The sequence below is a fragment of the Amycolatopsis sp. NPDC051758 genome, assembly GCF_044453095.1.
GTDB lineage: Bacteria > Actinomycetota > Actinomycetes > Mycobacteriales > Pseudonocardiaceae > Amycolatopsis.
The window spans coordinates 957640-981270 of record NZ_JBITCJ010000002.1; the positions used below are offsets into that span (position 1 = coordinate 957640).

At 72.0% G+C, this 23631-nt stretch carries 22 protein-coding genes; 17 read left to right on the forward strand and 5 right to left on the reverse strand.

Annotation, left to right across the window (positions count from 1 at the left end):
* Positions 1-61 precede the first annotated feature (61 nt).
* Positions 62-946, forward strand: coding sequence for an RNA polymerase sigma-70 factor (locus tag ACIA5G_RS13450; RefSeq protein ID WP_395923073.1), 885 nt, complete (start codon positions 62-64; stop codon positions 944-946).
* Here ACIA5G_RS13450 and ACIA5G_RS13455 read toward each other — a convergent pair.
* Both ACIA5G_RS13455 and ACIA5G_RS13460 read right to left on the reverse strand, forming a co-directional pair.
* On the reverse strand, positions 935-1999 hold the full coding sequence (locus tag ACIA5G_RS13455; RefSeq protein ID WP_395923074.1) for a hypothetical protein: 1065 nt from the start codon (positions 1997-1999) through the stop codon (positions 935-937). The two genes, ACIA5G_RS13450 and ACIA5G_RS13455, sit on opposite strands and share 12 nt — an antisense overlap.
* 9 nt (positions 2000-2008) lie before the next feature.
* Positions 2009-3352, reverse strand: a complete 1344-nt coding sequence (locus ACIA5G_RS13460) for an MFS transporter (protein WP_395923075.1) — start codon at positions 3350-3352, stop codon at positions 2009-2011.
* Positions 3353-3451: 99 nt separating this feature from the next.
* Here ACIA5G_RS13460 and ACIA5G_RS13465 point away from each other — a divergent pair, with 99 nt between their 5' ends.
* Genes ACIA5G_RS13465 through ACIA5G_RS13500 form a run of 8 tightly spaced genes read left to right on the forward strand, consistent with a single transcriptional unit; the run spans position 3452 to position 10483 of the window.
* The gene (locus ACIA5G_RS13465) at positions 3452-3943 is read left to right on the forward strand and encodes a MarR family winged helix-turn-helix transcriptional regulator (RefSeq protein ID WP_395923076.1); all 492 of its coding nucleotides are present in this window, start codon (positions 3452-3454) and stop codon (positions 3941-3943) included.
* 52 nt (positions 3944-3995) lie between these two features.
* Positions 3996-4925: a hydroxymethylglutaryl-CoA lyase gene (locus tag ACIA5G_RS13470; protein ID WP_395923078.1), complete on the forward strand. Its 930-nt coding sequence runs from the start codon at positions 3996-3998 to the stop codon at positions 4923-4925.
* Complete coding sequence (locus tag ACIA5G_RS13475; RefSeq protein WP_395923079.1) at positions 4922-5647, forward strand: enoyl-CoA hydratase/isomerase family protein; 726 nt, start codon at positions 4922-4924, stop codon at positions 5645-5647. Before ACIA5G_RS13470 ends, ACIA5G_RS13475 begins: the two co-directional genes overlap by 4 nt.
* Positions 5644-6834: a CaiB/BaiF CoA transferase family protein gene (locus tag ACIA5G_RS13480; RefSeq protein ID WP_395923080.1), complete on the forward strand. Its 1191-nt coding sequence runs from the start codon at positions 5644-5646 to the stop codon at positions 6832-6834. The genes ACIA5G_RS13475 and ACIA5G_RS13480 overlap by 4 nt, the downstream gene beginning before the upstream one ends.
* A complete protein-coding gene (locus ACIA5G_RS13485) occupies positions 6831-7583 on the forward strand; it encodes an enoyl-CoA hydratase/isomerase family protein (protein WP_395923082.1) in 753 nt (250 codons plus the stop codon). The genes ACIA5G_RS13480 and ACIA5G_RS13485 overlap by 4 nt, the downstream gene beginning before the upstream one ends.
* Positions 7580-9160: an AMP-binding protein gene (locus ACIA5G_RS13490; protein ID WP_395923084.1), complete on the forward strand. Its 1581-nt coding sequence runs from the start codon at positions 7580-7582 to the stop codon at positions 9158-9160. The genes ACIA5G_RS13485 and ACIA5G_RS13490 overlap by 4 nt, the downstream gene beginning before the upstream one ends.
* Positions 9157-10116: an NAD(P)H-dependent flavin oxidoreductase gene (locus ACIA5G_RS13495; RefSeq protein ID WP_395923086.1), complete on the forward strand. Its 960-nt coding sequence runs from the start codon at positions 9157-9159 to the stop codon at positions 10114-10116. Before ACIA5G_RS13490 ends, ACIA5G_RS13495 begins: the two co-directional genes overlap by 4 nt.
* A gap of 31 nt (positions 10117-10147) precedes the next feature.
* On the forward strand, positions 10148-10483 hold the full coding sequence (locus tag ACIA5G_RS13500) for a hypothetical protein (RefSeq protein WP_395923087.1): 336 nt from the start codon (positions 10148-10150) through the stop codon (positions 10481-10483).
* A 190-nt stretch (positions 10484-10673) separates the two neighbouring features.
* On the opposite strand, the gene ACIA5G_RS13505 is transcribed toward ACIA5G_RS13500, so the two are convergent.
* Complete coding sequence (locus tag ACIA5G_RS13505; protein ID WP_395923089.1) at positions 10674-11378, reverse strand: alpha/beta fold hydrolase; 705 nt, start codon at positions 11376-11378, stop codon at positions 10674-10676.
* 121 nt (positions 11379-11499) lie between these two features.
* Here ACIA5G_RS13505 and ACIA5G_RS13510 point away from each other — a divergent pair, with 121 nt between their 5' ends.
* From ACIA5G_RS13510 to ACIA5G_RS13545, 8 genes are all read left to right on the forward strand, one after another.
* The gene (locus tag ACIA5G_RS13510) at positions 11500-12057 is read left to right on the forward strand and encodes a TetR/AcrR family transcriptional regulator (protein ID WP_395923091.1); all 558 of its coding nucleotides are present in this window, start codon (positions 11500-11502) and stop codon (positions 12055-12057) included.
* Between the two features lie 348 nt (positions 12058-12405).
* Positions 12406-13992 (forward strand): FUSC family protein, encoded by a 1587-nt coding sequence (locus ACIA5G_RS13515; protein ID WP_395923093.1) that lies wholly within the window; start codon positions 12406-12408, stop codon positions 13990-13992.
* 44 nt (positions 13993-14036) lie between these two features.
* Complete coding sequence (gene ligD, locus ACIA5G_RS13520) at positions 14037-16025, forward strand: DNA ligase D (protein ID WP_395923095.1); 1989 nt, start codon at positions 14037-14039, stop codon at positions 16023-16025.
* A 77-nt stretch (positions 16026-16102) separates the two neighbouring features.
* On the forward strand, positions 16103-16495 hold the full coding sequence (locus ACIA5G_RS13525) for a hypothetical protein (RefSeq protein WP_395923096.1): 393 nt from the start codon (positions 16103-16105) through the stop codon (positions 16493-16495).
* A complete protein-coding gene (locus tag ACIA5G_RS13530; protein ID WP_395923097.1) occupies positions 16488-18035 on the forward strand; it encodes a multicopper oxidase family protein in 1548 nt (515 codons plus the stop codon). The genes ACIA5G_RS13525 and ACIA5G_RS13530 overlap by 8 nt, the downstream gene beginning before the upstream one ends.
* A 243-nt stretch (positions 18036-18278) precedes the next feature.
* Complete coding sequence (locus ACIA5G_RS13535) at positions 18279-19130, forward strand: geranyl diphosphate 2-C-methyltransferase (RefSeq protein ID WP_395923099.1); 852 nt, start codon at positions 18279-18281, stop codon at positions 19128-19130.
* A 27-nt stretch (positions 19131-19157) separates the two neighbouring features.
* Positions 19158-20267, forward strand: a complete 1110-nt coding sequence (locus ACIA5G_RS13540; protein ID WP_395923100.1) for a family 2 encapsulin nanocompartment cargo protein terpene cyclase — start codon at positions 19158-19160, stop codon at positions 20265-20267.
* A gap of 39 nt (positions 20268-20306) precedes the next feature.
* The gene (locus ACIA5G_RS13545) at positions 20307-21704 is read left to right on the forward strand and encodes a family 2B encapsulin nanocompartment shell protein (RefSeq protein WP_395923101.1); all 1398 of its coding nucleotides are present in this window, start codon (positions 20307-20309) and stop codon (positions 21702-21704) included.
* Here the strand turns inward: ACIA5G_RS13545 and ACIA5G_RS13550 are convergent.
* Together ACIA5G_RS13550 and ACIA5G_RS13555 are read right to left on the reverse strand one after the other, a co-directional pair.
* A complete protein-coding gene (locus tag ACIA5G_RS13550) occupies positions 21638-22471 on the reverse strand; it encodes a methyltransferase (protein WP_395923102.1) in 834 nt (277 codons plus the stop codon). The two genes, ACIA5G_RS13545 and ACIA5G_RS13550, sit on opposite strands and share 67 nt — an antisense overlap.
* A gap of 16 nt (positions 22472-22487) precedes the next feature.
* Positions 22488-23612 carry a C45 family autoproteolytic acyltransferase/hydolase gene (locus ACIA5G_RS13555; protein ID WP_395923104.1) on the reverse strand — a complete coding sequence of 375 codons (1125 nt, stop codon included), beginning with the start codon at positions 23610-23612 and terminating at the stop codon, positions 22488-22490.
* Between the last annotated feature and the right edge of the window lie 19 nt (positions 23613-23631).

Sequence of the window (23631 nt, forward strand, 5' to 3'; positions counted from 1 at the left end):
CACCGCGGCCGCGGCCGGCATCTGGTGGGAAACTCCGCCGAACGACGAAGAGGAGCCACCCATGGCCGGCCCGGATCCCGCCACCGAGGCGTTCCTCGCGCACCGCAACCTGCTGTTCACCGTCGCCTACCAGATGCTCGGCTCCGCGGCCGACGCCGAGGACGTCCTGCAGGAGACGTGGCTGCGCTGGACCGGCGTCGACCTCGCCGACGTGCGCGACCGGCGCGCGTACCTGGTCCGGATCACCACCCGCCAGGCGCTGATGCGGCTGCGGACACTGGGCCGCCGCAAGGAGTCCTACGTCGGCCCGTGGCTGCCCGAGCCACTGCTGACCGCGCCCGACGTCGCCGAAGACGTCGAGCTGGCCGACAGCGTGTCGATGGCGATGCTGCTGGTGCTCGAGACGCTCACCCCGGCCGAGCGGGCGGTGTTCGTGCTGCGCGAGGTGTTCGACCTGGCCTACGACGAGATCGCCGAAGCCGTCGGCAAGAGCCCGGCCGCGGTCCGCCAGATCGCCCACCGGGCCCGCTCGCACGTCGCGGCACGCCGGCCGCGCGGCGCCGTCTCCCCCGCCGCGGCCCGGGACGCGCTCGCGGCGTTCCAGCACGCCGTCGAAACGGGCGATCTGCGGCAGCTGCTCGATCTCCTCGCCCCGGACGTCGTGTTCCTCGGCGACGGCGGCGGCATCGTGCAGGCGGTCCTGCAGCCGATCGTCGGCGCGAGCGAAGTCGCCAGCGTGCTGACGGCGGGTGTCGGCAACTTCGCCGCCGGCTCCCTGCGGGCCGCCCACGTCAACGGCTACCCGGCGCTGATCCTCCGCCTCGGCGGCGAGGTCGACACCGTGGTGGCGGTGCGCCTCGACGAAGGGCTCATCACCGGGCTGTACGCGGTGCGCAACCCCGAGAAGCTGTCGCGGCTGGAGGAAGAGACAACGCTACGGCGCTGACCGCGCGTCGAGCGCCGCCCGCAGCCGCAGCCAGGCCGGTTCCGGGTCGAGAGTCGCGGGCACCTCGTCGAGGTCGTCCTCATCGGACACCTCGGTGGTCGTGGCCAGGAACTCGGCCACCCGCGACGGATCGAGCACGGGATCGGCGGTTGCCCGCCCGAGAAGCACGAGTTCACTTCCGGCGGCGGCGACCAGCTCACCCGTCGCCGTGGCGGCCAGCGCGGTCGCCGGGGAGCCGGACAGGCTGTGCTCGACGGTCGTCCCGCCGTCGAGGTCGATCCCGACGAGCGGCCCGTCCGGCACCCCGAACCACAACGCGCCGGCGGCGAACGCGACAGCCTGCCGTGAGCCGAGGCCCGTCGCCAGAACCCGTCGCAGCGAGGGGAATTCGAACACCTGAAGGAGGTTCTCGTAGGCGTTGCCCGCGATCGCGAGGTACTGCCCGTCCGGGCTGAATATCGGCGGCCCGTAACCGTCGGCGTCCAGGACCAGCGCCCGGCTGCGGATCCCCGCGCCCGGCTCGGCGAAGACCACGAGGGTGAGTCCCTGGTTGCTGCGGAGCGTGGCCACCAGCCCACCGGCGGGGTGTTCGGCAACCCCGGTGTCCCACTGCGGGCCCGAACCGACAGCGCCCGAAGCGAGGTCGACGACGTCGGAGCAGTTCCAAGCAGCCGGCTCGTCGCTCGACGACGGCGAGGCCCACAGCGCCGCGCCGTCCGGGCTGAACGCCACGCCGTGGTAGCGCGCGGAGTCCCTTGTGGACATCCCGCCGGGAGTCCACCGCGTCATCCCGCTCTCGCCCGACACGACGAGCAGGGGCTCGTGCGGGTGCCACGCCGCCGCGGGCGTCCGGGTGAACCGCTCCCACGGCGCGGCCGGGTTGTAGGCAGCGGTCTCGGTGCCGATCGCGGCGAGCCGGCCACCCGCGTGGTCCAGCACGTGGACCGCGGGGCGACCGGCGTCGAAACAGGCGAGCAGGGGCAACCGGGGGTGGGCCAGCACACGTTCGACCGGGAACCCGGCCGGCACCCGCGCGATCGTTTCGAGAGTCACCCGGCCAACTTAGTGGTGTTTCTCCTTCAGGTCCTTCGCTTTCACGCCGACCAGGAGCACGACGACCGCGAGCAGCACGATGCCCGAGCTGATCACCAGGCCGAGCGAAAGGCTGCCGGTCGCCGCCTGGATGAAGCCCAGCAGGGACGGGGATGCCGCGGCCGCGAACGAGCCCATCGACGTCACCACCGCGATGCCGGTCGCCGCCGCGCGGTCGCTCAGGTAGATCGACGGGATCGAGTAGAACACCGTCAGGCCCGAGTAGTGGGCCGCTGCCATCACCGCGAGCAGGAGGACCACCACCAGGACGTTGCTGCCCGCGAACGCCAGCGCCAGCATCGCCACCGCGGCCACCAGCCAGCTGACCGCCGCGTGCCACCGCCGCTCCAAGGTGCGGTCGGAGTGGCGGCCGACCACCAGCATCACGACGATGCCGAGCAGCGGCGGGATCGCCGAGAAGAAGCCCAGGTTCAGCACGTCGCCGACACCGGCCTCGGCGATGATCCGCGGTGTCCAGTACGACACGGCGTTGGCCAGCGTGTAGGCGCCGCAGGCGCACAGGCCGAGGATCCAGACCTTCGGGTCACGCAAGGCCGAGAGCATGCCGCCGTGCCGCTCCGGGGACTCGCCCTTCGAGCGCCGGTCGGCTTCGAGGTCGGCCCGGACGGCGGCCTTCTGCGCCGGCGTCAGCCACTTCGCCTGCTCGGGCTCGTCGGCGAGGAAGAACGCCACCAGCACCGCGAGCAGGATCGGCGGGATCCCTTCGATGAGGAACAGCCATTGCCAGTCGGCCAGCCCGCCGACACCGCCGAGCGAGTGCATGATCCAGCCGGAGACGACCGAGCCGAGCACACCGGAAACCGGGACGCCGATGAAGAACACCGCGGTCATCCGTGTCCGGCGCGCGGACGGGAACCAGCGTGACAGCAGGTAGAGCGCGCCGGGGAAGAAGCCCGCTTCGGCCACGCCGAGCAGGAACCGGGCGATGTAGAACGTGGTTTCGTCCTGCACGAACAACGTCACGATCGTGACCACGCCCCAGGTGGCCATGATCCGGACCAGGGTCTTGCGGGCGCCGATCTTCGCGAGCAGGGCGTTGCTGGGGACCTCGAAGAGGATGAACCCGACGAAGAACAGCGTGACGCCGAGCCCGTAGACGGCCGAGCCGAACCCGAGGTCGCGCTTGAGGCCCTGCTGCGCGATGCCGATGTTGGTGCGGTCGATGAAGCTGACGACGTAGCAGATCACGAGCAGCGGCATGACCCGCAGCGCGATGGTCCGGTAGGTCGACGCGCGGTCGACCCCGGCCACCGGGGTGTCGGGCCGTCCGGTGACGGCGGGTGGTTCGGCCATGCTGCTCGACTCCTTCGTCAGGCTGGGCGTGCGGCTGCAGTGTCGGCAACACGTGTTGAGTTTGTCAACACCCGGGCGGCAGCGGCTACGATGACCGGCATGGCGGAACGCGCGGACGGCCGAGACCTGGTGCCCATCTCCGGACTCCTCTCCTACCGGCTCTCCCGCACGTCGTCGGCGATGTCGCGCAGCGCCGCGCTGCGCTACCGGCGGGAGTTCGACGTCAGCCTCGGCGAATGGCGGGCGATCTCGCTCATCGCCGCCGATCCCACCCTGACACTCAACCGGCTCGCACGCCGGGCCGGGCTGGACAAGGCGCAGATGAGCCGGGTGGTCAGCCGGCTGACCGAGCGTGGCCTGGTGGACCGGACGGCCGGCTCGGGCCGCACCTCGCAGCTCGCCCTCACCGGCGAGGGCACCCGCGTCTACCGCGGCCTGATCACCGCGGCGAACGAGCGTGACGCGGAGTTCCTGGCCGCGCTGACCCCCGAAGAGGCGGCGACCCTGAGCGGCGCGCTGGACAAGCTGGCCGACCTGGCCCTGGCCGTCGAGGAACGTGAGCGCGCCCATCCGGGCGACCCTGACTGTTGACTTTATCAACAGAGCCGCGTAGTTCTGGAGCCACCGAACAGGAGGTGGCCCGATGCCCGACGCCGTCACGATCTGCGAGTGCTTCGCCCGCGACGGGCTGCAGCACGAGCCGGAGTTCGTGCCGACCGCGACGAAGGTCGCGCTGCTGGACGCCTTCGCGGACGCGGGGTTCCGGCGCATCGAGGCGACCAGCTACAGCCACCCTTCGCGTGTCCCGGGCTTCTCGGACGCCTCCGACGTCCTCGCGAAGATCCGGCGCCGTCCCGGGGTCGGCTTCAAGGCGACCTGCCCGAACCCGCGCGCGGTGCACCGGGCTCTGGCCGATCTCGACGCCGGGCACGGCGCCGACGAGCTGAGCCTGCTGGTCTCGGCCAGCGAGAGCCACACCGAGCGCAACCTCCGCACGTCGAGAGCCGGACAGTGGCAGCGCGTCGAGGAGATGGTCGCGCTGGCCGGCGGCCGGTTCAAGCTGATCGGGGTCGTGTCGGTGGCGTTCGGCTGCCCGTTCGAAGGCGCGGTCGACCCCGGCCGCGTCGCCGACGACGTCGCCCGCTTCGCCGAGCTGGGCGCCGACCTCGTCACCTTGGGCGACACCACCGGTGTCGCGACCCCGCCGTCGGTCCGGGCGCTCTTCGCCCGGCTGGACCCCGCAGTGCCGGTGGTCGCGCACTTCCACAACACCCGCGGCACCGGCATCGCCAACGCCGTTGCGGCCCTCGATGCCGGCTGCCGGAACTTCGACACCGCGATGGGCGGCGTCGGCGGCCACCCCAGCGCAATCCGGTACGGCGCCGGGCTGACCGGCAACGTCTGCACCGAGGACCTGGTCAGCCTGTTCGACACGATGGGCGTCCACACCGGTCTCGACCTCGACCTGCTCGCGAAGGCTTCGGCCGCCTGCGAAGACGCCCTCGGCCGGCCCCTGCACAGCATGGTGGCCCGCGCCGGCTTCGCCCCGACCCCGAACCAGGAGACCCCGTGACCGTCCCCCTCGTTGCCGAGGACCACGGCCCCGTCCGCGTCCTGACGCTGAACCGGCCCGAGAAGCTCAACGCCCTGAACACGGCACTGACCCGCGCGCTCAGCGAAGCGTTCACCGAGGCCGACGCCGATCAGGACGTCCGCGCGGTGGTGCTCACCGGCGCCGGCCGCGGCTTCTGCGCGGGCGCGGACCTCGGCGAGTTCTCGTCCCTGACACCCGACCAGCCGGACGCGGTTCTGGAACGCGCCGCGCTCACCGCCAAACTGCAGGTGCAGGCCCGGCAGCTGCGTGTCCCCGTGGTTTCGGCCGTCCGCGGCGCTGCGGTCGGTGGCGGCGCCGGCCTGGCGATCGGCGCCGACATGGTCGTCGCCGCGACCGACCTGAAGTTCGGCTACCCGGAGCTGAAGCACTCGATCGTCCCGGCGCTGGTGATGACCGGGCTCGTCGAGCACCTGGGCCGCAAGCTCGCCTTCGAGCTGGTCAGCACCGGGCGGCTGCTCACCGCCGCCGAAGCCTTCGAGCACGGTCTGGTCAACCGCGTCGTCGAACCGGACGAGGTGCTCCCCGCCGCGCTGGAGATCGCCGAGCACTGGGCCGAGGTGGAGCCGCGGGCGATCGCCGCGGCCAAGGACCTGTTCTACCGCGTTGCGGACCTGCCGACGGACGCCGCGATGCGCGCCGGCCAGGACGTCAACGCGCTGATGCGGGGGTTCCGCGGATGACCGGCCCGCTCTCCGGTGTCACCGTGCTGGACTTCTCCCGTGTCCTCGCCGCTCCCCTGGCCACCCAGGTGCTCGCCGAGCTCGGCGCGACCGTGATCAAGGTCGAGCGGCCCAGCTCCGGCGACGAGACCCGCAGCTTCGAGCCCCGCCTGCCGCACGGCGAAAGCGCCTACTTCTTCGCCTTCAACCGGGGCAAGAAGTCCGTGACGCTCGACCTCAAGGACCCGCGCGGCCAGGAGGTGGCACGAAAGCTCGCTGCCCGCGCGGACGTCGTCGTCGAGAACTTCCTGCCCGGCGCGATGGACCGCCTCGGCCTCGGCTACGCGGACCTCTCCGCCGGGAACCCCGGGCTGGTCTACGTGTCGGCGACCGGGTTCGGGCAGACCGGCCCGGACCGCGACCGCAAGGGCTACGACACGGTGTTCCAGGCGCTGTCCGGCGTGATGGCGATGACCGGCGAGCCGGCCGGGCCGCCGTCGAAGACCGGGATCCCGGTGGCGGACCTGACCTCCGGGCTCTGGGTGGTGATCGCGGTGCTGACCGGGCTGGCCGGGCGCGCGGCGGCCGGCCGCGGCCGCCACCTCGACGTGTCCATGATGGACGTCCAGCTGAGTCTCCACGCGCTCAACGCCGCCCGGCTCTTCGCGCTGGGCGAGGATCCGGTGCGGACCGGGACCGAGCATCCCGGCCGGGTGCCGTCGGCGGCGTTCCAGGCCGGGGACGGCGAGTGGCTGCACATCAGCGGCAGCGACCAGCACTGGACACCCCTGTGCGAGGTCCTCGGGCTCGCCGAACTGGCCGCGGATCCGGTGCTGCACAACAACTCCGGCCGCGTCGAACAGCGTGCCCGCGTGATGAAGGCGCTGCGTGGCGCGATCGCCCAGCACGACCGGGACGCGCTCGTGAAGGAGCTGCGCGCGGCCGACGTCCCGGCCGGAGCGGTCCGGTCGGTGCGCGAAGCCCTCGCCGACCCGCACGCCGTCGCCCGCGGAGTGGTCGGCGAGTTCACTCACCCCGCCGAGGGACCGTTCCCGGCACTGCGGACGCCGTTGCGCGAGACTGCCGGAGAGGCCCCGGTGCCCGGCGTACCACCGCTGCTGGGCGCCGACACCGACGACGTCCTGGCGGAGCTGGGGCTCGCCGCTGCCGAAATCGAGGACCTGCGGACCGACGGGGTGATCCGATGACCGAGCGAGTGAGCCTCGACGTCACCGACGGGATCGCGCGGGTCGAACTCGCGCGTCCCGAGGCCCGCAATGCCCTCGACCTGCCGATGTGTCACCAGCTGCGGGAAGCCTTCGAGTCGCTGGACGACGACGTCCGGGTGGTGCTGCTGAGCGGGCGCGGGCCGGTCTTCTGCGCGGGCGCCGACCTCAAGGAGCGCACCGGCAAGGACGCCGCCTGGGTGCGACGCCGGCGTGTCGCCGCCTTCGCCGCGTACTCGGCCATCGAGCAGTGCCGGGTGCCGGTGGTCGCGCTGGTGCAGGGCGCGGTTGTCGGCTCGGGCGGGGAGATCACCCTCGCCGCCGATTTTGCGCTGGCCGCTTCGGGGACCGTCTTCCGATTCCCCGAGCCGCACTGGGGCACCGTCGGCGCGACCCAGCGCCTGCAGCGCGTGATCGGCAAGCGCCGGGCCAAGGAGCTGCTGTTCACCAACCGCGCGCTCGCCTCCGAAGAGGCCGCCGACCTGGGCGTCGTCACCCGCGTCGTCCCGGCTGAGGAGTTGCTCGCCGCCGGGGACGAGACGGCCGCGAGCATCACCAAGGCCCCGCCGCTGGCCATCTCGCTCACCAAGCGCGCGGTCGACCTCGGCGCGGAAACCGACCTCGACCGCGGGATCCGCATCGAGCTGGCCGCCATCGAACAGTGCCTCGCCGACGGCGGCTGGCGCGACGGCGTCGAGCGCTTCACCGCCGGGAAGGAAGACCCCCGATGACCGCACTGCGCACCGCCTGCCCGCTCACCACGCACGAGGTCCTCGACCGCGCGGCCCTGCTCGCGCCGGACGTCGAAGCCGTCGTCACGGCGTCGGAGCGGATCACCTACGGCGAGCTGGCCGAGCGGGTTTCGCGGATCCGCGCCGGCCTGGCAGCGGCCGGGATCGGCCGCGGTGACCGCGTCGGCATCTGCCTCGGCAACGGCCCGGACTGGGTGGCGCTGTTCCACGCGATCGGCGCGGCCGGGGCGGTCGCCGTGCCGGTCAACACCCGGTTCACCGCCGACGAGGTGCGGTACACGCTCGAGCACGCGCAGGTGCGGACGCTGTTCGTCGCCTCCCGGGTGCTCAATGTGGACTTCGCTCAGCTGCTTCGGGAGATCGACGTCGAGTCGCTTCCCGCGCTCGAGAAGGTCGTTGTGCTCGGCGACGACGTTCCTTCCTTCGCTTCCTCGTGGGACGAGTTCCTTTCCGGTTCTTCGGAAGCTCCCCCACCGGTCGGCGCTCCGGACGACATCCTGCTCGTGCAGTACACCTCCGGCACGACGTCGCGGCCGAAGGGCGTCCTGCTCACCCACCGCAGCGTGTGCGCGGACGCGTTCTTCTCCGGCCTGCGTTTGGGCCTGCGGGCGGGCGACCGGTTCCACTCGGCCCGGCCGTTCTTCCACGTCGCCGGCAGCACACTCTCGGTGCTCGCGTCGGCCCAGCACGCGACAACGCTGGTGACGATGCCGAAGTTCGAGCCCGAAGAAGCGTTGCGGCTGCTGGAAACCGAGCGCTGCACGCACTTCTCGGGCAACGACACCATCGCGTTGCTGCTGCTCAACCACCCCTCTCGCGCACAGCGCCGGTTGTCGCTGCGCGGCGGCTGGGTGGCGGCGTCGCCGACCGTCATCCAGCGGGTCATCACCGAGCTCGGCGCGCACGAATGTGTTGCCGGATACGGACTTTCCGAGGCTTCGCCGAACGTCGCGCAGTCGGCGTGGTGGGAACCTGCGGAAATCCGCGCGTCCGGCGCGATGGCCGTCCAGCCGGGGGTCGAGGTGCGGATCCGCGCGTTCGACGGTGACCGCGACTGCGGCCCCGGCGAGCCCGGCTCGGTGCTGGTGCGCGGCTGGAACGTGATGGTGGGGTACCTCGACGACCCGGTGAAGACGGCCGAGACGATCGACGCCGACGGCTGGCTGTCCACCGGCGACGTCGGCCTGCTCGACGAGTCCGGGCGGTTCCACTTCACCGGCCGCACCAAGGACATCATCCGCGTCGGCGGCGAGAACGTCGCGCCCGCGGACATCGAGGACACCCTGCACCGGCACCCGCTGGTGCGGCAGGCGGCCGTGGTCGGCGTCCCGGACGCGCGGCTGCTGGAGGTGCCGTTCGCGTTTGTCGTGCTGACTTCGCCGGACGTCACCGAGGCCGAACTGCTGGCGTGGGCGAGTTCACGGATGGCGGGGTTCAAGGTGCCGCGGCACCTGCGGATCGTCGACGGCTTCGAGGGCATCGGCATGACCGCGAGCTCGAAGGTGCAGAAGAACCGGTTGGCCGCGCACGCCCGGACCCTGCTGGAGCAGGCGTGACGCGCATCGAGACGCCGGTGACCCGGCTGCTGGGGACCGACCTGCCGATCGTGCAGGCGGGGATGTCGTGGGCGTCGTCGTGCTCGGCGCTGCCGCTGGCCGTTTCGAACGCGGGCGGGCTCGGGGTGGTGGCGGCCGGCCCGATGCGGCTGCCCGATCTTTCCCGCGTGCTGGCGGAAATGGCGGCGGGCACGGACCAGCCGTGGGCGGTGAACCTCCCGCTGTACCGCGCGGGCGCCGACGAAGTGATCGACCTGGTGCTGCGGCACCGGCCGCCGGTGCTGATCGCTTCCCAAGGCGGGCCGCGGCGGTACCTGGCCCGCTTCCACGACGCCGGGACGCGCTGCCTGCACGTCGTGGCCGGGGTGGAGCACGCGCGGAAGGCGGCCGACGCGGGTGTCGACGCCCTGGTCGTCGTCGGCGCCGAGGCGGGCGGGCACCCGCCACCCGCGATGGTCACGACGTCGGTGCTGGTGCGAGCGGTGGCGCGCGCGGTGCCTTCGGTGCCGCTGATCGCGTCGGGCGGCATCGCCGACGGCGCGGGCCTGGCGGCGATGCTCGCCCTCGGCGCGGGTGCGGCCCAGTTCGGCACCCGGTTCCTGGCCAGCGCCGAGTCGTCCGTGCACAACGCGTACAAGCAGGCGGTGGTCGACGCGGGTGTCGACGCCACCCGCACGGTGGGGCACGGCCTCGGCGTCATCCGCGTCCTGGACAACAACTTCACCGCACGGATGCTCGGCTTGGAAGCGGCCGGCGCCGAGGAAGCACTGCGGCGGAAGACGTTCCAGGCATCGACGCTTCGTGACGCCGCCCTCCACGGCGACGTCGTGGAGGGCAAGCTGGAGGCGGGACAGTCCGCCGGGCTCGTCGACGAGGTGCTGCCCGCGGCCGAGATCGTGGCCAAGATCGTGCGGGAGTACCGGGCGGCACGCGCCGGTCTCCCGCCGATCACCTGAGGTTCACGTCGCGGCGTTACCCTGACGCCCGATGATGCTCGAGCACCCTCCCCAGCGGATCGGGTTCGCCGTCACCTCCTGGTTCCTGGCGGTGACCGGCGGGGTCCTCGCGTACCTGTTCGGTTCCGCCGCGGCGGAAAGCACCGACTCGTGCCTGCCGGACGAAACCCTCTTCCCGTGCACCGAAACCGGGCGGCAGGTCATCTTCTGGCTGCCCATTTCGGGGTGGATCCTGGCGATCCTGTTCGGCTGGCTGGTCGGCGCCCAGCTGATCCGGCACCGGAAACCTCGCTGGCCCGCCATCCCGGCCGGCGTGGTGGTCTACGCGGCCGGGATGGTGGCCGACTGGTTCGTCGCGGTGCGCTGACTGCGCCAAGTTGCGCAACGTTGGACGGCGAGGACGAGCTGTTCGACATCACCTCGCCGGCGGACCTCACTGCGCCGGATCGTCAACTCGGAGTTCCTGGGCCCGCTTCAGGACGAACTGGCGTCGCACGGCATCGAAGCGGCCTAGCGCTGTGCGGACCGAGGCCGGGCTCGGTCCGCACAGCTCGGGCTCACTCCGTGGCGGTCGCCGCCGCGACGATGACCTCCGCGACGACCTCGGGCTGCGACACCGCGACCGCGTGCGAGGCGTCGATGTGGCGGACCGTCGACGACGCGCGCTCGGCCATGAACTCCTGGGCCTTCGCCGGGATCGCGTTGTCCTGGTTGGCGACGAGCGTCCACGACGGCAGCTTCGACCACGCCGGGGTGCCCTCGAACGGCGCGGCGAGGGCCTGCTGCGCGACCGGGCGCTGGGTGACCGCCAGGATCGCGGCCGTGGCCGCCGGGACGTCGCCCGCGAAGACCTCGGCGAAGTCCGCCGGCTTGATGGCCAGCTCGGGCTCGCCGTTGTGCACCAGGACGTTCGTGGTCTCCGGGCCGAGCTTGGCGCCCGGGTAGCGGCCGGACAGCTCGAAGACGCTCTCGCCCGCGTCGGGCTGGAAGGCCGCGATGTAGACGAGTGCGCGGACGTTCGGCGTCTCGGTCGCGGCGCGGGTGATCAGCGCGCCGCCGTAGGAGTGCCCGGCCAGTACGACGGGGCCTTCGACGCTCTTGACCACGTCCGCGACGTACGCCGCGTCGGACTCCACGCCGCGCAGCGGGTTGGCGACCGCGACCACCGGATAGCCCTGCTCCTGCAGCTTCGACACAACGCCGGTCCAGCTGGACGAGTCGGCGAACGCGCCGTGGACCAGGACGATGGTGGGCTTACTCATGACTGGCTCCTTAGAGAGAATGACCGGTCTTTCTGTCAGCTACTTTGGCGCGCGCAAGCCGGCGGCGCAATGTGATGAAGGCGATCTGGCAGAACGACCAGTCTTTCTCTATGCTGGCCGGATGAAGTCCGGCGAGGTGCACCCCAAGGACCGGTTGCTCGCAACCGCGTCCCGGCTCTTCTACGCCGAGGGCATCCACGCGGTCGGGGTGGAACGCCTGGTCTCGGAGGCGGCGGTGACGCGGGCGACGTTCTACCGGCATTACCCCACCAAGGACGACCTGGTCGCGGCCTACCTGAGCACAACGAGCCACCAGATCCGCGCGGCGGTCGACGAGGTCCGCGCGGGCAAGCCACCGCGTGAGGCGCTGGCCGGCACACTCGGCGTCGTCGGCGACGCGACCTGCGCCGACGACTTCCGCGGCTGCCAGTTCCTCAACGCCGCCGCGGAGTTCCCCGACCCCGATCACCCGGTGCGCAAGGTCATCAACGACCACCGTTCGTGGTTCTTCGAAGTGCTCCGCGAAGAGGCGGCGGCCACCGGCCACCCGGACCCGGACCACGCGGCACGAGTGCTGGTCCTCCTGCGCGACGGCGCCCTGCACGGCGGCGAACTCGACAACGCGGAGGCGGTGCGCGCGACCCTGCGCCGGGCGGTGGAGGAGCTCTTCCCCGCTTGAGCCGCGGGGCGGCGACGCCTCACCGCGCCGCCGTTGGGCCCGGGAAGTGGCGCGCCCGCCCGCTGCAGACGCTCGCCCGCGGAACCGACTTTGCCCGAGCCCTCAGGGATCGCGGCCAGCCGTCCGGATCCACGCCGACCGAGGACCTCTTCCCCGCCTGAGCCACCGGACCGCGAAACCTCACCGCGCCACCCCGGGCCCACGAAGTGGCCCACCCGCTGCAGCCACAGCTCGCCCGCGGAACCGACTTCGCCCGAACCCCAAGGGTCGCAGCCAGCCAACCGGATCCCACCGCCCCGAGGACTTCCCCGCCCGAGCCGCCCCCAAGCCACGTGCTGGAATGGGCTCGTGCCGTCCGAAGACCCGCTCCCCCGCATCGCCCGGTCGCGGGCGTTGCTGTTCGCGCTACCGGCCGCCGGACGGCGGTGGAGTGCCGGACTGCGGGCCGCAGCTGCCGTCGCACTCCCCGGCGCCGTCGTGGTCCTCGCCGGCCGTGCGGACGTCGCGCTCTTCGTCACCTTCGGCGCCTTCGCCGTCCTCTACGGCGAAGGCCGCCCCTACCGCGTCCGTGCGCGGGTCGTCCTCACCGCGGGTGCTGTGCTGCTGCTCGCCGCCGGCCTGGGCACCGTCGCCGCGGCCGGGGGCACGCCGGCGATCGTGGCCGTGGTCACCGTTGTTGCGATCCTCGCCGTGTACACAGTGGACGCGCTTCGCCTCGGGCCGCCGGGCGCCCTGTTCTTCGCCCTCGTCACCGGCGGCGCGCTGGTCGCCACCGAGGCCGGCGCCGACCCGCTCACCCTGCTCGTCTGCACGGCGCTGGGTGGCGCGTCCTCGGCGCTGGTGTCGATGGCCGGCATCGTGGCCAATCGGGGCAAGCCGGAACGCGTGGCCGTCGAGCGGGCGGTTCGGGCGATCGAAGCGTTCCTCCAGGGCAGCCCCGGTGCGGAGGCCCGGCACTCGGCGGGCTCGGCCATCTCGGCAGCCTGGGGCGCGGTGCACGACGCCGGCCGCGGGCCCGGGTCGGAACTGGCGACCACGCTCTTCGCCGCGCACCGGCGCTTCGCCGCCGCGACCAGCGCCGAGACCGGCCCCGACGAGACGCCGCCGGGCGGCACCCTGCCGTTGCCCCGGCCCGGCGTGGGTTACCGGCTGAGAAGGTCCGCGACCCTCCGCTCGCACGCCATGGTGACGGCGTTGCGCGTCGGCGGCACCTGCGCGGTCGCCGGCACCCTGAGCGCGAGCCTCGGCCTGGGCCGTCCGCACTGGGCGATCCTCAGCGCGCTCGTGGTCCTGCAGCAGGGCACCGACCGGGTCCGGGCGAACGTGCGCGGCCTGCAGCGCTTCGCCGGGACGGCCGTCGGCTTGGGACTGTTCGCCGTGCTCGTCCGGCTCGGGCCCACCGGCCTCGCGCTCATCACCACGATCGCGGTGCTCCAGTTCTGCATCGAGCTGTTCGTCCCGCGCAACTACGCGGTGGCCGTCGTCTTCATCACGCCGGTGGCGCTGCTCGCCGGCGGCGCCGCGGCGAGCGGCCCGGTCGGCCCGGTGATCCGCGACCGGCTGGTGGAGACGCTCATCGGCGTCGCGCTCGCGGTCCTGTCGCAGTACCTGGTCGCGCCGAACGCCCACCGGACGACGTTCCGCTGGGCCGGCTCCCGCGTCCGCGCCGCCGCGCTCACGCTGCTCGCCGCGCGCCCGGACGAGGCGCTGCCGCTGCGGCGTGACCTGCAGTTCGAGCTCGAGGGCGCCACCCGCGCGGCGATCGACTCCGCGCACAACAACCTCGGCTGGACGCGGCAGCACTGGCCGCCGCACGCCGCGCTGATCCACCGCGGTTACGACCTGCTCGCGGCCTGCTGGGCGGCCGCGCCCGGTGCGAAGCTCGACGACACGTGGAAACAGGCCTTCCGACCTGCGGAAACCGAGCGAAGCTAGGCCGAACGGGTTACCTTGGGCGCGAGAGGTGACGGAGGTTCGGCATGGCTGTTCACGACGCGTCCCAGGTCCCGGCCTGGGTCGAGCCGATGCTGGCCAAGGCCGACGGCGGCCGGCTGCGCAGCGGCCCGGAGTGGGCCTACGAGTACAAGCTGGACGGCTACCGCGCGGCCATGCGGATCGGCCCGGCCGGCACCACCGTGCTCACCAGCCGCAACAACATCGACTTCACCGCCGAGTTCGCCGACCTCGCCGGCGTGCTCGCCCCCGCTCTCGACGGCCAGGCCGCCTACCTCGACGGCGAAGTTGTCGTTTACGGCGAAGACGGCCGGATCGACTTCGAGCTCATGCAGGAACGCCGCGGCCGTTACGTCCGGCACCAGAGCGCGGCCGTGGCGAAGCCGTTCGACGACCTCCCCGTCCGGTTCCTCGCCTTCGACCTGCTCCGGCTCGGCGACCGCGAACTGCTGAAGACCCCGTACGACGAGCGCCGGCGGCTGCTGGAGAGCCTGCCGATGCCCGACCCGTACCGCGTCTCGGTCGTCCGCGCGGTCACCTTCGACGAGCTCGCCGCCGACCGCCGCACCCCGGCGGACTTCCTGGCCCACGCCGCGTCCGCCGGCTACGAAGGCGTCGTCGCGAAGCTGCGCAGTTCCGCCTACGTGCCCGGGCAGCGGCCGGACTCCTGGCTCAAGCACCCGCTGATCCGGACGCAGGAGGTCATCATCTGCGGCTGGCGGCCCGGCCAGCGCAGCTTCACCGGCACCCTCGGCGGCCTGCTGCTCGGCGCCCACGACCCGGACTCCGGTGACCTGGTCTACATCGGCGACGTCGGCACCGGCTTCTCGCAGGCCGCCCGCGCCGACCTCGTCGCGCAGCTGCAGCCGCTCGAACGCCGCACGCACCCGTTCGTCACGACGCCGCCCCGCGAAGACACCGTTCGCGCCCGCTGGGTCGAGCCGCGGCTGGTCGGCGAGATCGTCTTCCGGCAGTTCACCCGCGCCGGCCGCGTCCGCCACACCGCCTGGCGCGGCCTGCGCCAGGACAAGAAGCCCGACGAGGTCATCGCGCCGCGCGCGGTCCCGGTCGCCGACCCGCCGCCCCCACGGCCCGAGCCGGTCGGGCAGCGGATCACCGTGCAGGCCGGGAACCGGCAGCTGACGCTGTCCAATTTGGACAAGGTGCTGTACCCGGCGGACGGGTACACCAAGGGCGAGGTGATCAACTACTACTCCCGGATCGCCCCCGTCCTGCTGCCACACCTCGCCGGCCGGCCGGTGACGTTCATCCGGTACCCCCACGGTGTCGGCGGCGAGAAGTGGTTCGAGAAGAACGTCCCGAACGGCGCCCCGGCGTGGCTGCGCACCGTGCGGCTGCCGAGCACCGGCTCACGCGGCAGCGGCGGCACCATCGACTACGCGCTGCTCGACGAACTGCCGGCGCTGGTGTGGGCGGCGAACATGGCCGCACTCGAACTCCACGTTCCACAGTGGACGGTCGTCGGCACCGAAAAGCAGCCGCCGGACCGCCTGGTGTTCGACCTCGACCCCGGCCCGGGCACCACGATCGTCGACTGCGCCCGCGTCGCCGAACGGCTGCACGACCTCCTCGTCGCGGACGGGCTCACGCCGTTCGCCAAGACCTCGGGGTCCAAGGGAATGCAGCTCTACTGCGGCATCCGCACGGACGACCCCGCGGCGCCGTCCGCCTACGCCAAGAAGCTCGCCCAGCGGCTGGCGCGGGAGACGCCGGAGTCGGTGACGGCGGTGATGGCCAAGGCGCAGCGCAGTGGCCGGGTGTTCATCGACTGGAGCCAGAACAACCCGGCCAAGACGACCGTCGCGCCGTACTCACTGCGCGGGCGCGACCACCCGACGGTGTCGACGCCGATCACGTGGGACGAGGTCCGCGCCTGCCGCCACGTGCTGCACCTGACGTTCACCGCGGACGAGGTCCTCGACCGCGTCGGCGAACTCGGTGATCTGCTGGCCGGGCTGAACGAAAGCCGCGCCACCATGCCTTCCGGGGCATGACGGCATAACACTTTTGATCTTGGACACGGCAACTTCCCGGTCATAGCTTCGAAAAGAAGCCGGACCGAGGAGGACGTGTGACAGCGAGGACGAGCCCCGCCGGATGGGTGCTGCGGGCCGTGGCCGGGGCGCACGTCGTGGTGATCGCCGGCCAGCCGGTGTTCGCCGGGGTCTACCTGAGTGGTGACTACGACAGCCTGCGCCTGCACGCGCTCGGCGCGGACGTCGTGTCGTTCGTCGCCTACCTGCAGTTCGTGGTGACCATCGTGGTCTGGGTGCGGCTCCGGCGGGCCTGGCCGTTCCTCGCCACCGCGGCGCTGGTGGCGGCCGAGACGGCGCAGTACTTCGCCGGGCTGGGCGGCGCGCTGTGGCTGCACCTCCCGCTCGGAGTGGTCACCATCGTGGCCCTCGTCGTCTTCGTCGTCGCCGTGTGGCGGCGGCCGCTCGGGCGGGCGGCCGTTGATGCGTGACGGACTGACCAGGCGCCAGGCCTTGGGCCTCGGCGGGGCGTTCGGCCTGCTGGCCGCCACCGGGCTGTCCACCGCCGCCGCGCTGGCGAGACGGCCGGCCGTCACCGGCGCCGAGCTTCGCAGCGCGGTGCCGCTGCCGCCGCCGTTCACCGTGCCACTGCCGATTCCCGCGGTGCTGAAACCGACGCGCGCCGACCACTACGAGATCACCCAGCGGGTCGCGGAGCTGGAGGTGCTGCCCGGGATCCGGACGCCGATGTGGACCTACGGCGGCACTTTCCCGGGGCCGACGATCGAGTCGCGCCGCGGGCGGCCGGTCACGGTGACCCACCACAACACCCTGCCCGTGCCGACCGTGGTGCACCTGCACGGCGGGCGGACGCCGGCGGAGTCCGACGGTTACCCGACCGACCTCGTCCTGCCCGCGGGCTGGGCGGACCACCACACCATGCACGACCCGCGGGCGGTCACGACGAGGCTGACGCGCGACTACACCTTCCCGCTCGACCAGCGCCCGGCGCTGCTCTGGTACCACGACCACCGCATGGACTTCACCGGCCCGGCGATCTGGCGCGGCCTGGCCGGCCTGCACATCGTCCGCGACGACGCCGAAGAATCGCTCGGCCTGCCCGCCGGGCCGCGGGAGCTGCCGCTGATGATCGCCGACCGGGCGTTCGCCGCCGACGGCACGCTCGACTACCCGTCGGTGGACGCCACGCTGCGGGCGCGGCCGGGTGTGCGGGAGACCTTCCTGGGCGGGGTCCTCGGCGACGTCGTCCTGGTCAACGGCGCGCCGTGGCCGGTGCACGAGGTCGACGCGGTCCGGTACCGGCTGCGGCTCCTCAACGCGTCGAACGCCCGGCACTACGAGCTCGAGGCGGTCACCGACGACGGCCGCCGGCTCGACCTCGTCCAGGTCGGCGCCGATCAGGGACTGCTCGCCGCGCCCGTCACCCACACGTCGCTGCCGATCGCGCCGGCCGAGCGCTACGACGTGGTGGTCGACTTCGCGGGCGTCCCGATCGGCGGCCGCGTCCGGCTCGTCAACCGGCTGGGCTCCGGGCGCACCGCCGAAGTGATGGCCTTCCGGGTCGCCCGCACGGCCCGCGACGACAGCCGTGTCCCGCCGGTCCTGTCGACGGATCTGCCGTCCTGGGACCGTGCGGTGCGCACCCGGGAGTTCTCCTTCCGCGCGGGTCAGCTCGCCGGCGGCGGCCACGGCTGGGTGATCGGCGGGCGGCCGTTCGACCCGGCTCGTTCCGACGTCACCGTCCGCTCGGGTGACGTCGAAGTGTGGCCGCTGGTCGCGGACGTCCACCACCCGGTCCACCTGCACCTGGCCGGCTTCCGGATCCTGTCGCGCGGCGGCCGCGCGCCGCTGCCGCACGACGCGGGGCTCAAGGACACGGTCTCCCTGCGGCCGGGGGAATCGGCGGAGATCATCACCCGGTTCGACGGCTACCGCGGCCGGTTCCTCTTCCACTGCCACAACGCCGAACACGAAGACATGGGCATGATGGCCAACCTGGAAGTCACCTGACACCCGCTGTTGCGCGGCGTCCCCCTGACGGGGGGCGGCCGGTCTCGATCGTGGGTCCGGATGCGGGTGACGGACCACCCCGCGCAGGGGCGCCGCTGGGCCAGACGGGCAACGCCCGCGCAGCGCGAGTGAAGCTCCTTGTCCCCGCGAAACGATCCTCGCTAGCGTCGACGGAGGAGGGGACGACACCGGGGTGCCCGGCGATCCCCTTGCCTGCCAAGGAAAACGACGAGGAGCTCGCTGATGACCGCTACCGACCAGCCCGTGACCCGCACCGCGTACCAGCAGTCGGTCGCCGACTACTGGAACGCGGAAAAGGATCCGGTGAACCTCAAGCTGGGCGATGTGGACGGTCTCTACCACCACCACTACGGGCTCGGCGACTACGACCCGGCCGTCCTCGAGGCGCCGGAAGCCACCCGCGACCAGGCGATCATCGCGGAGATGCACCGGCTCGAGACGGCGCAGGCGGACGTCCTCCTCGATCACCTCGGCCGGATCGCGCCGACGGACCGGCTGCTCGACGCCGGCTGCGGGCGCGGCGGCACGAGTGTGATGGCCCACCAGCGCTTCGGCTGCCAGGTCGACGGGATCTCCATCTCCGAGCAGCAGGTCCGGTTCGCGAACGAGCACGTCCGGCAGCGCGGGATCGACGGCTCGGTGCGCTACCACCTGCGCAACATGCTCGACACCGGCTTCGAAACCGGCGTCTTCCAGGGCATCTGGAACAACGAGAGCACGATGTACGTCGACCTCCACGACCTGTTCGCCGAGCACGCGCGGCAGCTGCGGCCCGGGGGGCGGTACGTGACGATCACCGGGTGCTACAACGACGTCACGGGCGGCCGGTCGCGCGCGGTGAGCCAGATCGACCAGCACTACATCTGCAACATCCACGCCCGCGGTGACTACTTCAAGGCGTTGTCCGCCAACGGTTTTGTCCCGATCAACGTGGTCGACCTGACGGCGGCGACGATCCCCTACTGGGAGCTGCGGGCGAAGTCGTCGGTCGCCACCGGCATCGAGGAGCCCTTCCTGACCGCCTACCGCGAAGGCAGTTTCCACTACCTGCTCATCGCCGCCGACCGCGTCTGAGGCGGCCGGTCACGAGGGAGATCCACGATGACCGGAACCGCGTGTCCACAGTGGACCACCGGCGGGGCCGCGGGGTTGCTGGCGGGACCGTTCGGCCTCGGGACGTCGGCGGCGCGGATCGCGACCCAGTTCATGCCCTCACCCGGGCAGGATCCGGCGTACGCGTACCTGCCGTGGGGTGACGGCAGCGCGTCGCCGTTGTACTGCCCGGTGGTGGGCCGCATCGACGACGGTCTCGCCGCGGAGGTGGACCGGCGGCTGGTCGCGTGGGCCACCGACTGCGGGTTCACCGGCGAAGGCCTGGACCAGATCACGCACGCCGGGTTCGGCCGGCTGGTGATGCTCGCCCACCCGGACTGCGACGACCCCGACCGGCTGCTCGTCGCGGCCCAGCTGAACGCGACCTGGTGGGCGGCGGACGACTACTACGCCGACGACAGCACACTCGGCGCGGCGCCCACCGAGCTCCCGCCGCGCCTGGCGCTCGTCATGGCGGCCATGGACCCGGTCGCGCCGGCCGGCGAGTTCTCGGCGCCGCTCACGGAGGCATTGCGCGCCGACCCGATCCTCGTCGGATTCGGCTCGGCGATCGACCACCTGGGCCGGCACGGCTCCCCCGTGCTCGTGCAGCGCGTCTGCTACTCGACGTTCGCGATGTTCGTCAGCTGGGACGCCTACGCGGCGTGGCGCCACACCGGCCGCTACCCACCCGCGTGGGAGTACCTGGCGGCCCGCCAGCACGACAGCTTCTACACGTCGATGACCCTCATCGACGCCGTCGGCGGGTACGAGCTGGCCGCGCCGTTCTACTACGACCCGCGCGTGCGGGAAGCGATGATGCGCGCCGGGACGGCGTCGGTGCTGGTCAACGACCTCCATTCGGTGGCCAAGGACGCGGCCGACGAGAAGCCGGTGTGCAACATGGTCCTGCAGATCGCCGCGGACCGGGGCTGCCCGGTCGAAGAGGCGGTCGAGGCCACCGTCGAGCTGCACAACAAGATCGTCCACGAGTTCGAGGACGGCCACCGGGAGCTGCTGGCCGTGCCCTCCCCGGAGCTGCAGCGGTTCCTCGTGGGTGTCCGTTCCTGGATGGGCGGCGGCTTCACCTGGCACGCCACCAATCCCCGTTACCAGTGACCCGTTCCGACCGAAACGCATGATTGGGTGGTTCTCGCTGTGACTGTCACCGACCCGGTGGAATCCGAACAGGCACCCCTCAGCCTGGGGCGCGCCGCGGCCCGGACGCTGGCGACCACAACCAAGTCCGTCCCGCAGATGCAGGGCATCTCCTCCCGATGGCTGCTCAAACTGCTGTCGTGGGTGGAGGTCTCCGGTGGCGCCTACCGCGTCAACCGGCGCCTGGCCTACTCGGTCGGCGACGGCCGGGTCACGTTCACCACCAGCGGCTCCGAAGTGCGGGTGATCCCGCCGGAGCTGGGCGAGCTGGCGCCGCTGCGCGGGTTCGACGACGAAGAAGTTCTCGCCGAACTGGCGTCCCGGTTCGGCCAGCACGAGTACGAGCCCGGCGACACCCTGGTCGAGTTCGGCAGCCAGGCCGACCAGGTGTTCCTCATCGCCCACGGCAAGATCACCAAGGTCGGTGTCGGCGCCTACGGCGACCAGACGGTCCTGGGCACGCTCGCCGACGGTGGCTACTTCGGGGAAAACACCCTCGTCCGTGACGACGGGATCTGGGAGTTCACCGCCAAGGCCGTCACGTCCTGCACCGTTCTTTCCCTGCCGAGGCAGGTCTTCGAGGATGTGCTGTCACGCTCGGAGAGCCTCCAGGCGCATCTGGACGCCTTTGTCGCCGGCGGGTCGAGCGCGCGCAACGACCACGGCGAAGCGGAGATTTCGCTCGCGTCGGGGCATGACGGGGAACCGGCCCTGCCGGGCACGTTCGTCGACTACGAAGCCTCGCCGCGTGAGTACGAACTGTCGGTCGCCCAGACGGTGCTGCGGGTCCACTCGCGAGTCGCGGATCTCTACAACCAGCCGATGAACCAGATCGAGCAGCAGCTACGGCTGACGGTCGAGGCGTTGCGGGAGCGCCAGGAACACGAGCTGATCAACAACACCGACTTCGGGCTGCTGCACAACGCCGACTTCGCCCAGCGCATCCCCACCCGCACCGGTCCCCCGACCCCGGACGACCTCGACGAACTCCTCGCCCTGGTCTGGAAGGACCCCGGGTTCTTCCTCGCCCACCCGAAGACGATCGCCGCGTTCGGGCGCGAATGCACCAAGGCCGGGGTCTACCCCGACGCCGTCGACCTGGGCGGGCACCACGTTCCGGCGTGGCGCGGGGTGCCGATCCTGCCGTGCAACAAGATCCCCGTCACCGAGACCCGCACCAGCTCGATCCTGCTGATGCGCACCGGCGAGCAGGCCCAGGGCGTGGTCGGGTTGCACCAGACCGGACTGCCGGACGAGTACCAGCCGGGGCTGAACGTGCGGTTCATGGGGGTGTCCGAGCAGGCCATCATCTCGTACTTGGTGTCCGCCTACTACTCGGCCGCGGTGCTGGTGCCGGATGCGCTGGCGGTGCTGGAAAGCGCCGAGATCGGCCGCTGACCCTTGCGCCCCAGGAGGTGGAAAACGCGGCTGAGCCGGCGGTAGGGATCGCGGCGGCCGGCTTCCAGTTCGACCGCCGCCACCCGCTCCGCATCGGACACGTCCAGGGAGGCACCGCCGAACTCGAGCCAGTCCACGAACAACCAGACCCCGTACCAGTCCAGGGGTTCCACGCCCCGGTCCGACAGGAGATCACTGAGATCCTCCACCGTGTCGGCGCGGGTCGGCACACCCAGCACCCCGACCTCGGTCGTGGCCTCGAACGCCGCCAGCGCGTCGTCCCACCGCTGCTCCAGCGCCGGGCGCACCGCCATCGTGTGCGCGTTGCCCGTCATGATCGAGACCACCCCACCGGGAGCGGCGCACCGGCACAGCTGGTCGACCAGCGGCTCCGGCCGGTCGAGGTAGCCGAGCACCCCGTGGCACAACACGGCGTCGAAACGACGGCCCTGCACCGCTTCCTCGGCGTGCTCACCCGAGGCGTGCACAAACGTCACCCGCGGCCGGATGTCGTCCGACAACCGCTGCCGGGCCTTGTCCAGCATTGCCTCCGACGGGTCGAGCAGCGTCACGTCGTAGCCGGCGCGGGCCAGGGGGAACGACTGGTGGCCCGCGCCGCCACCGACGTCGAGCACCGTTGCGGGCGGCGGCGGCAAGTGCTCCAGCAGCTGCCGGTGCAGCACGTAAGTGCGCACGCGTCCCTTCACCGTCGCGTAGGCGCCGTCGGCGAACTGGTCGGCCAGAGCGGCCCAGGTGTCCTCGCTCACCGCACCAAGATACGGCTCACACCCCGCCGGGCCCGTCGGCGATGTGCCACGGCAGGAGCTCGTAGCCGCCTTCACACGGATTGCCGCGCAGCACGCGGTACTCCCCCGCGGTGAGGTCGACCAGGCTGGACATCGTGGTCTTGTACCGGGTCACGGCGGAATCGTTCTCCCGGACGTGGGCGCAGACCCCGTGCGGATGTCCGAAATGGTCACTCATGGTGGACTGCACGACCTTGCGCACACTCTCGGAATCCGAAGCGTCCTTCGCGCCGGCGAGACCGCGTTCGATGATCGGGACGCGGTACAGGGAGTCCACCGCGGCCGGCCGGTACGTCCCGGCCAGCGCGGGCGGAATGCCGTACCGGTAGTGGTTCCCGTGCACCAGCACGCCGTCCGCCGGGTATCCCCAGCGGTGGTCGAGCGGGGTGGTCTCGAGGTCGACGGCAAACCCGTCGCGGTGGGTGAACAGCAGGTTCGTGGCGATGTGCTGCGGGAGTGTGTACGGCACGCGCAGCGCGTCACGCAGGGTCGGGCTGTCCAGGATCAGGCGGCGCAGCACGGGTTGCGGCAGGCCGGCGGGGGCGCCGAACGCGCCGTCGAGGCCGTTGGCGTTGAGCGCGATCCCCGCCGAGTTGACCCCGTGCCGGCCGACCTGGCCCGCCTCGACCTGCATGATCACGGTGGGCTTCGGCGGCTGCACGATCCGGATCAGCACCGTCGTGGTTTCGGTTTCGGCCCGCCAGTCCCAGTTCTGCCCGCAGTAGACGTGGCCGTCGCCGGTGGCTTCGGGCAGCAGCGCGAACGACGAACAGCCGTCGGGCTCCATTTCGGTGAAGCGGCTGGCGTGGTTGCGGGCGATTTCGCCACGCGCGTTGAGCGCGAGCACCTCGTCCGGGTGCACCCCGGCGCCGGCGGCGATGCCGTCCATCTCGTCCAGCAGGTGCGGGGCGTGCGTGCCGACGAGCTTCCGCCACGGCCCCACCCGGGCGAGCACGTCGGCCCAGGCCAGGCCGGGCTTGACGGCGAACGACCGGCGGTAGTGGTCGATCGAGCGGGCGATCTCCGCGCGCGCCGCTTCGCCGTGCGCGCGGCCGCGTTCGGTGGGAGAGCCGCTGAGCTCCAGCAGCGGGATGGTGGTCAAGAGCAAGCCTCCGCGATGT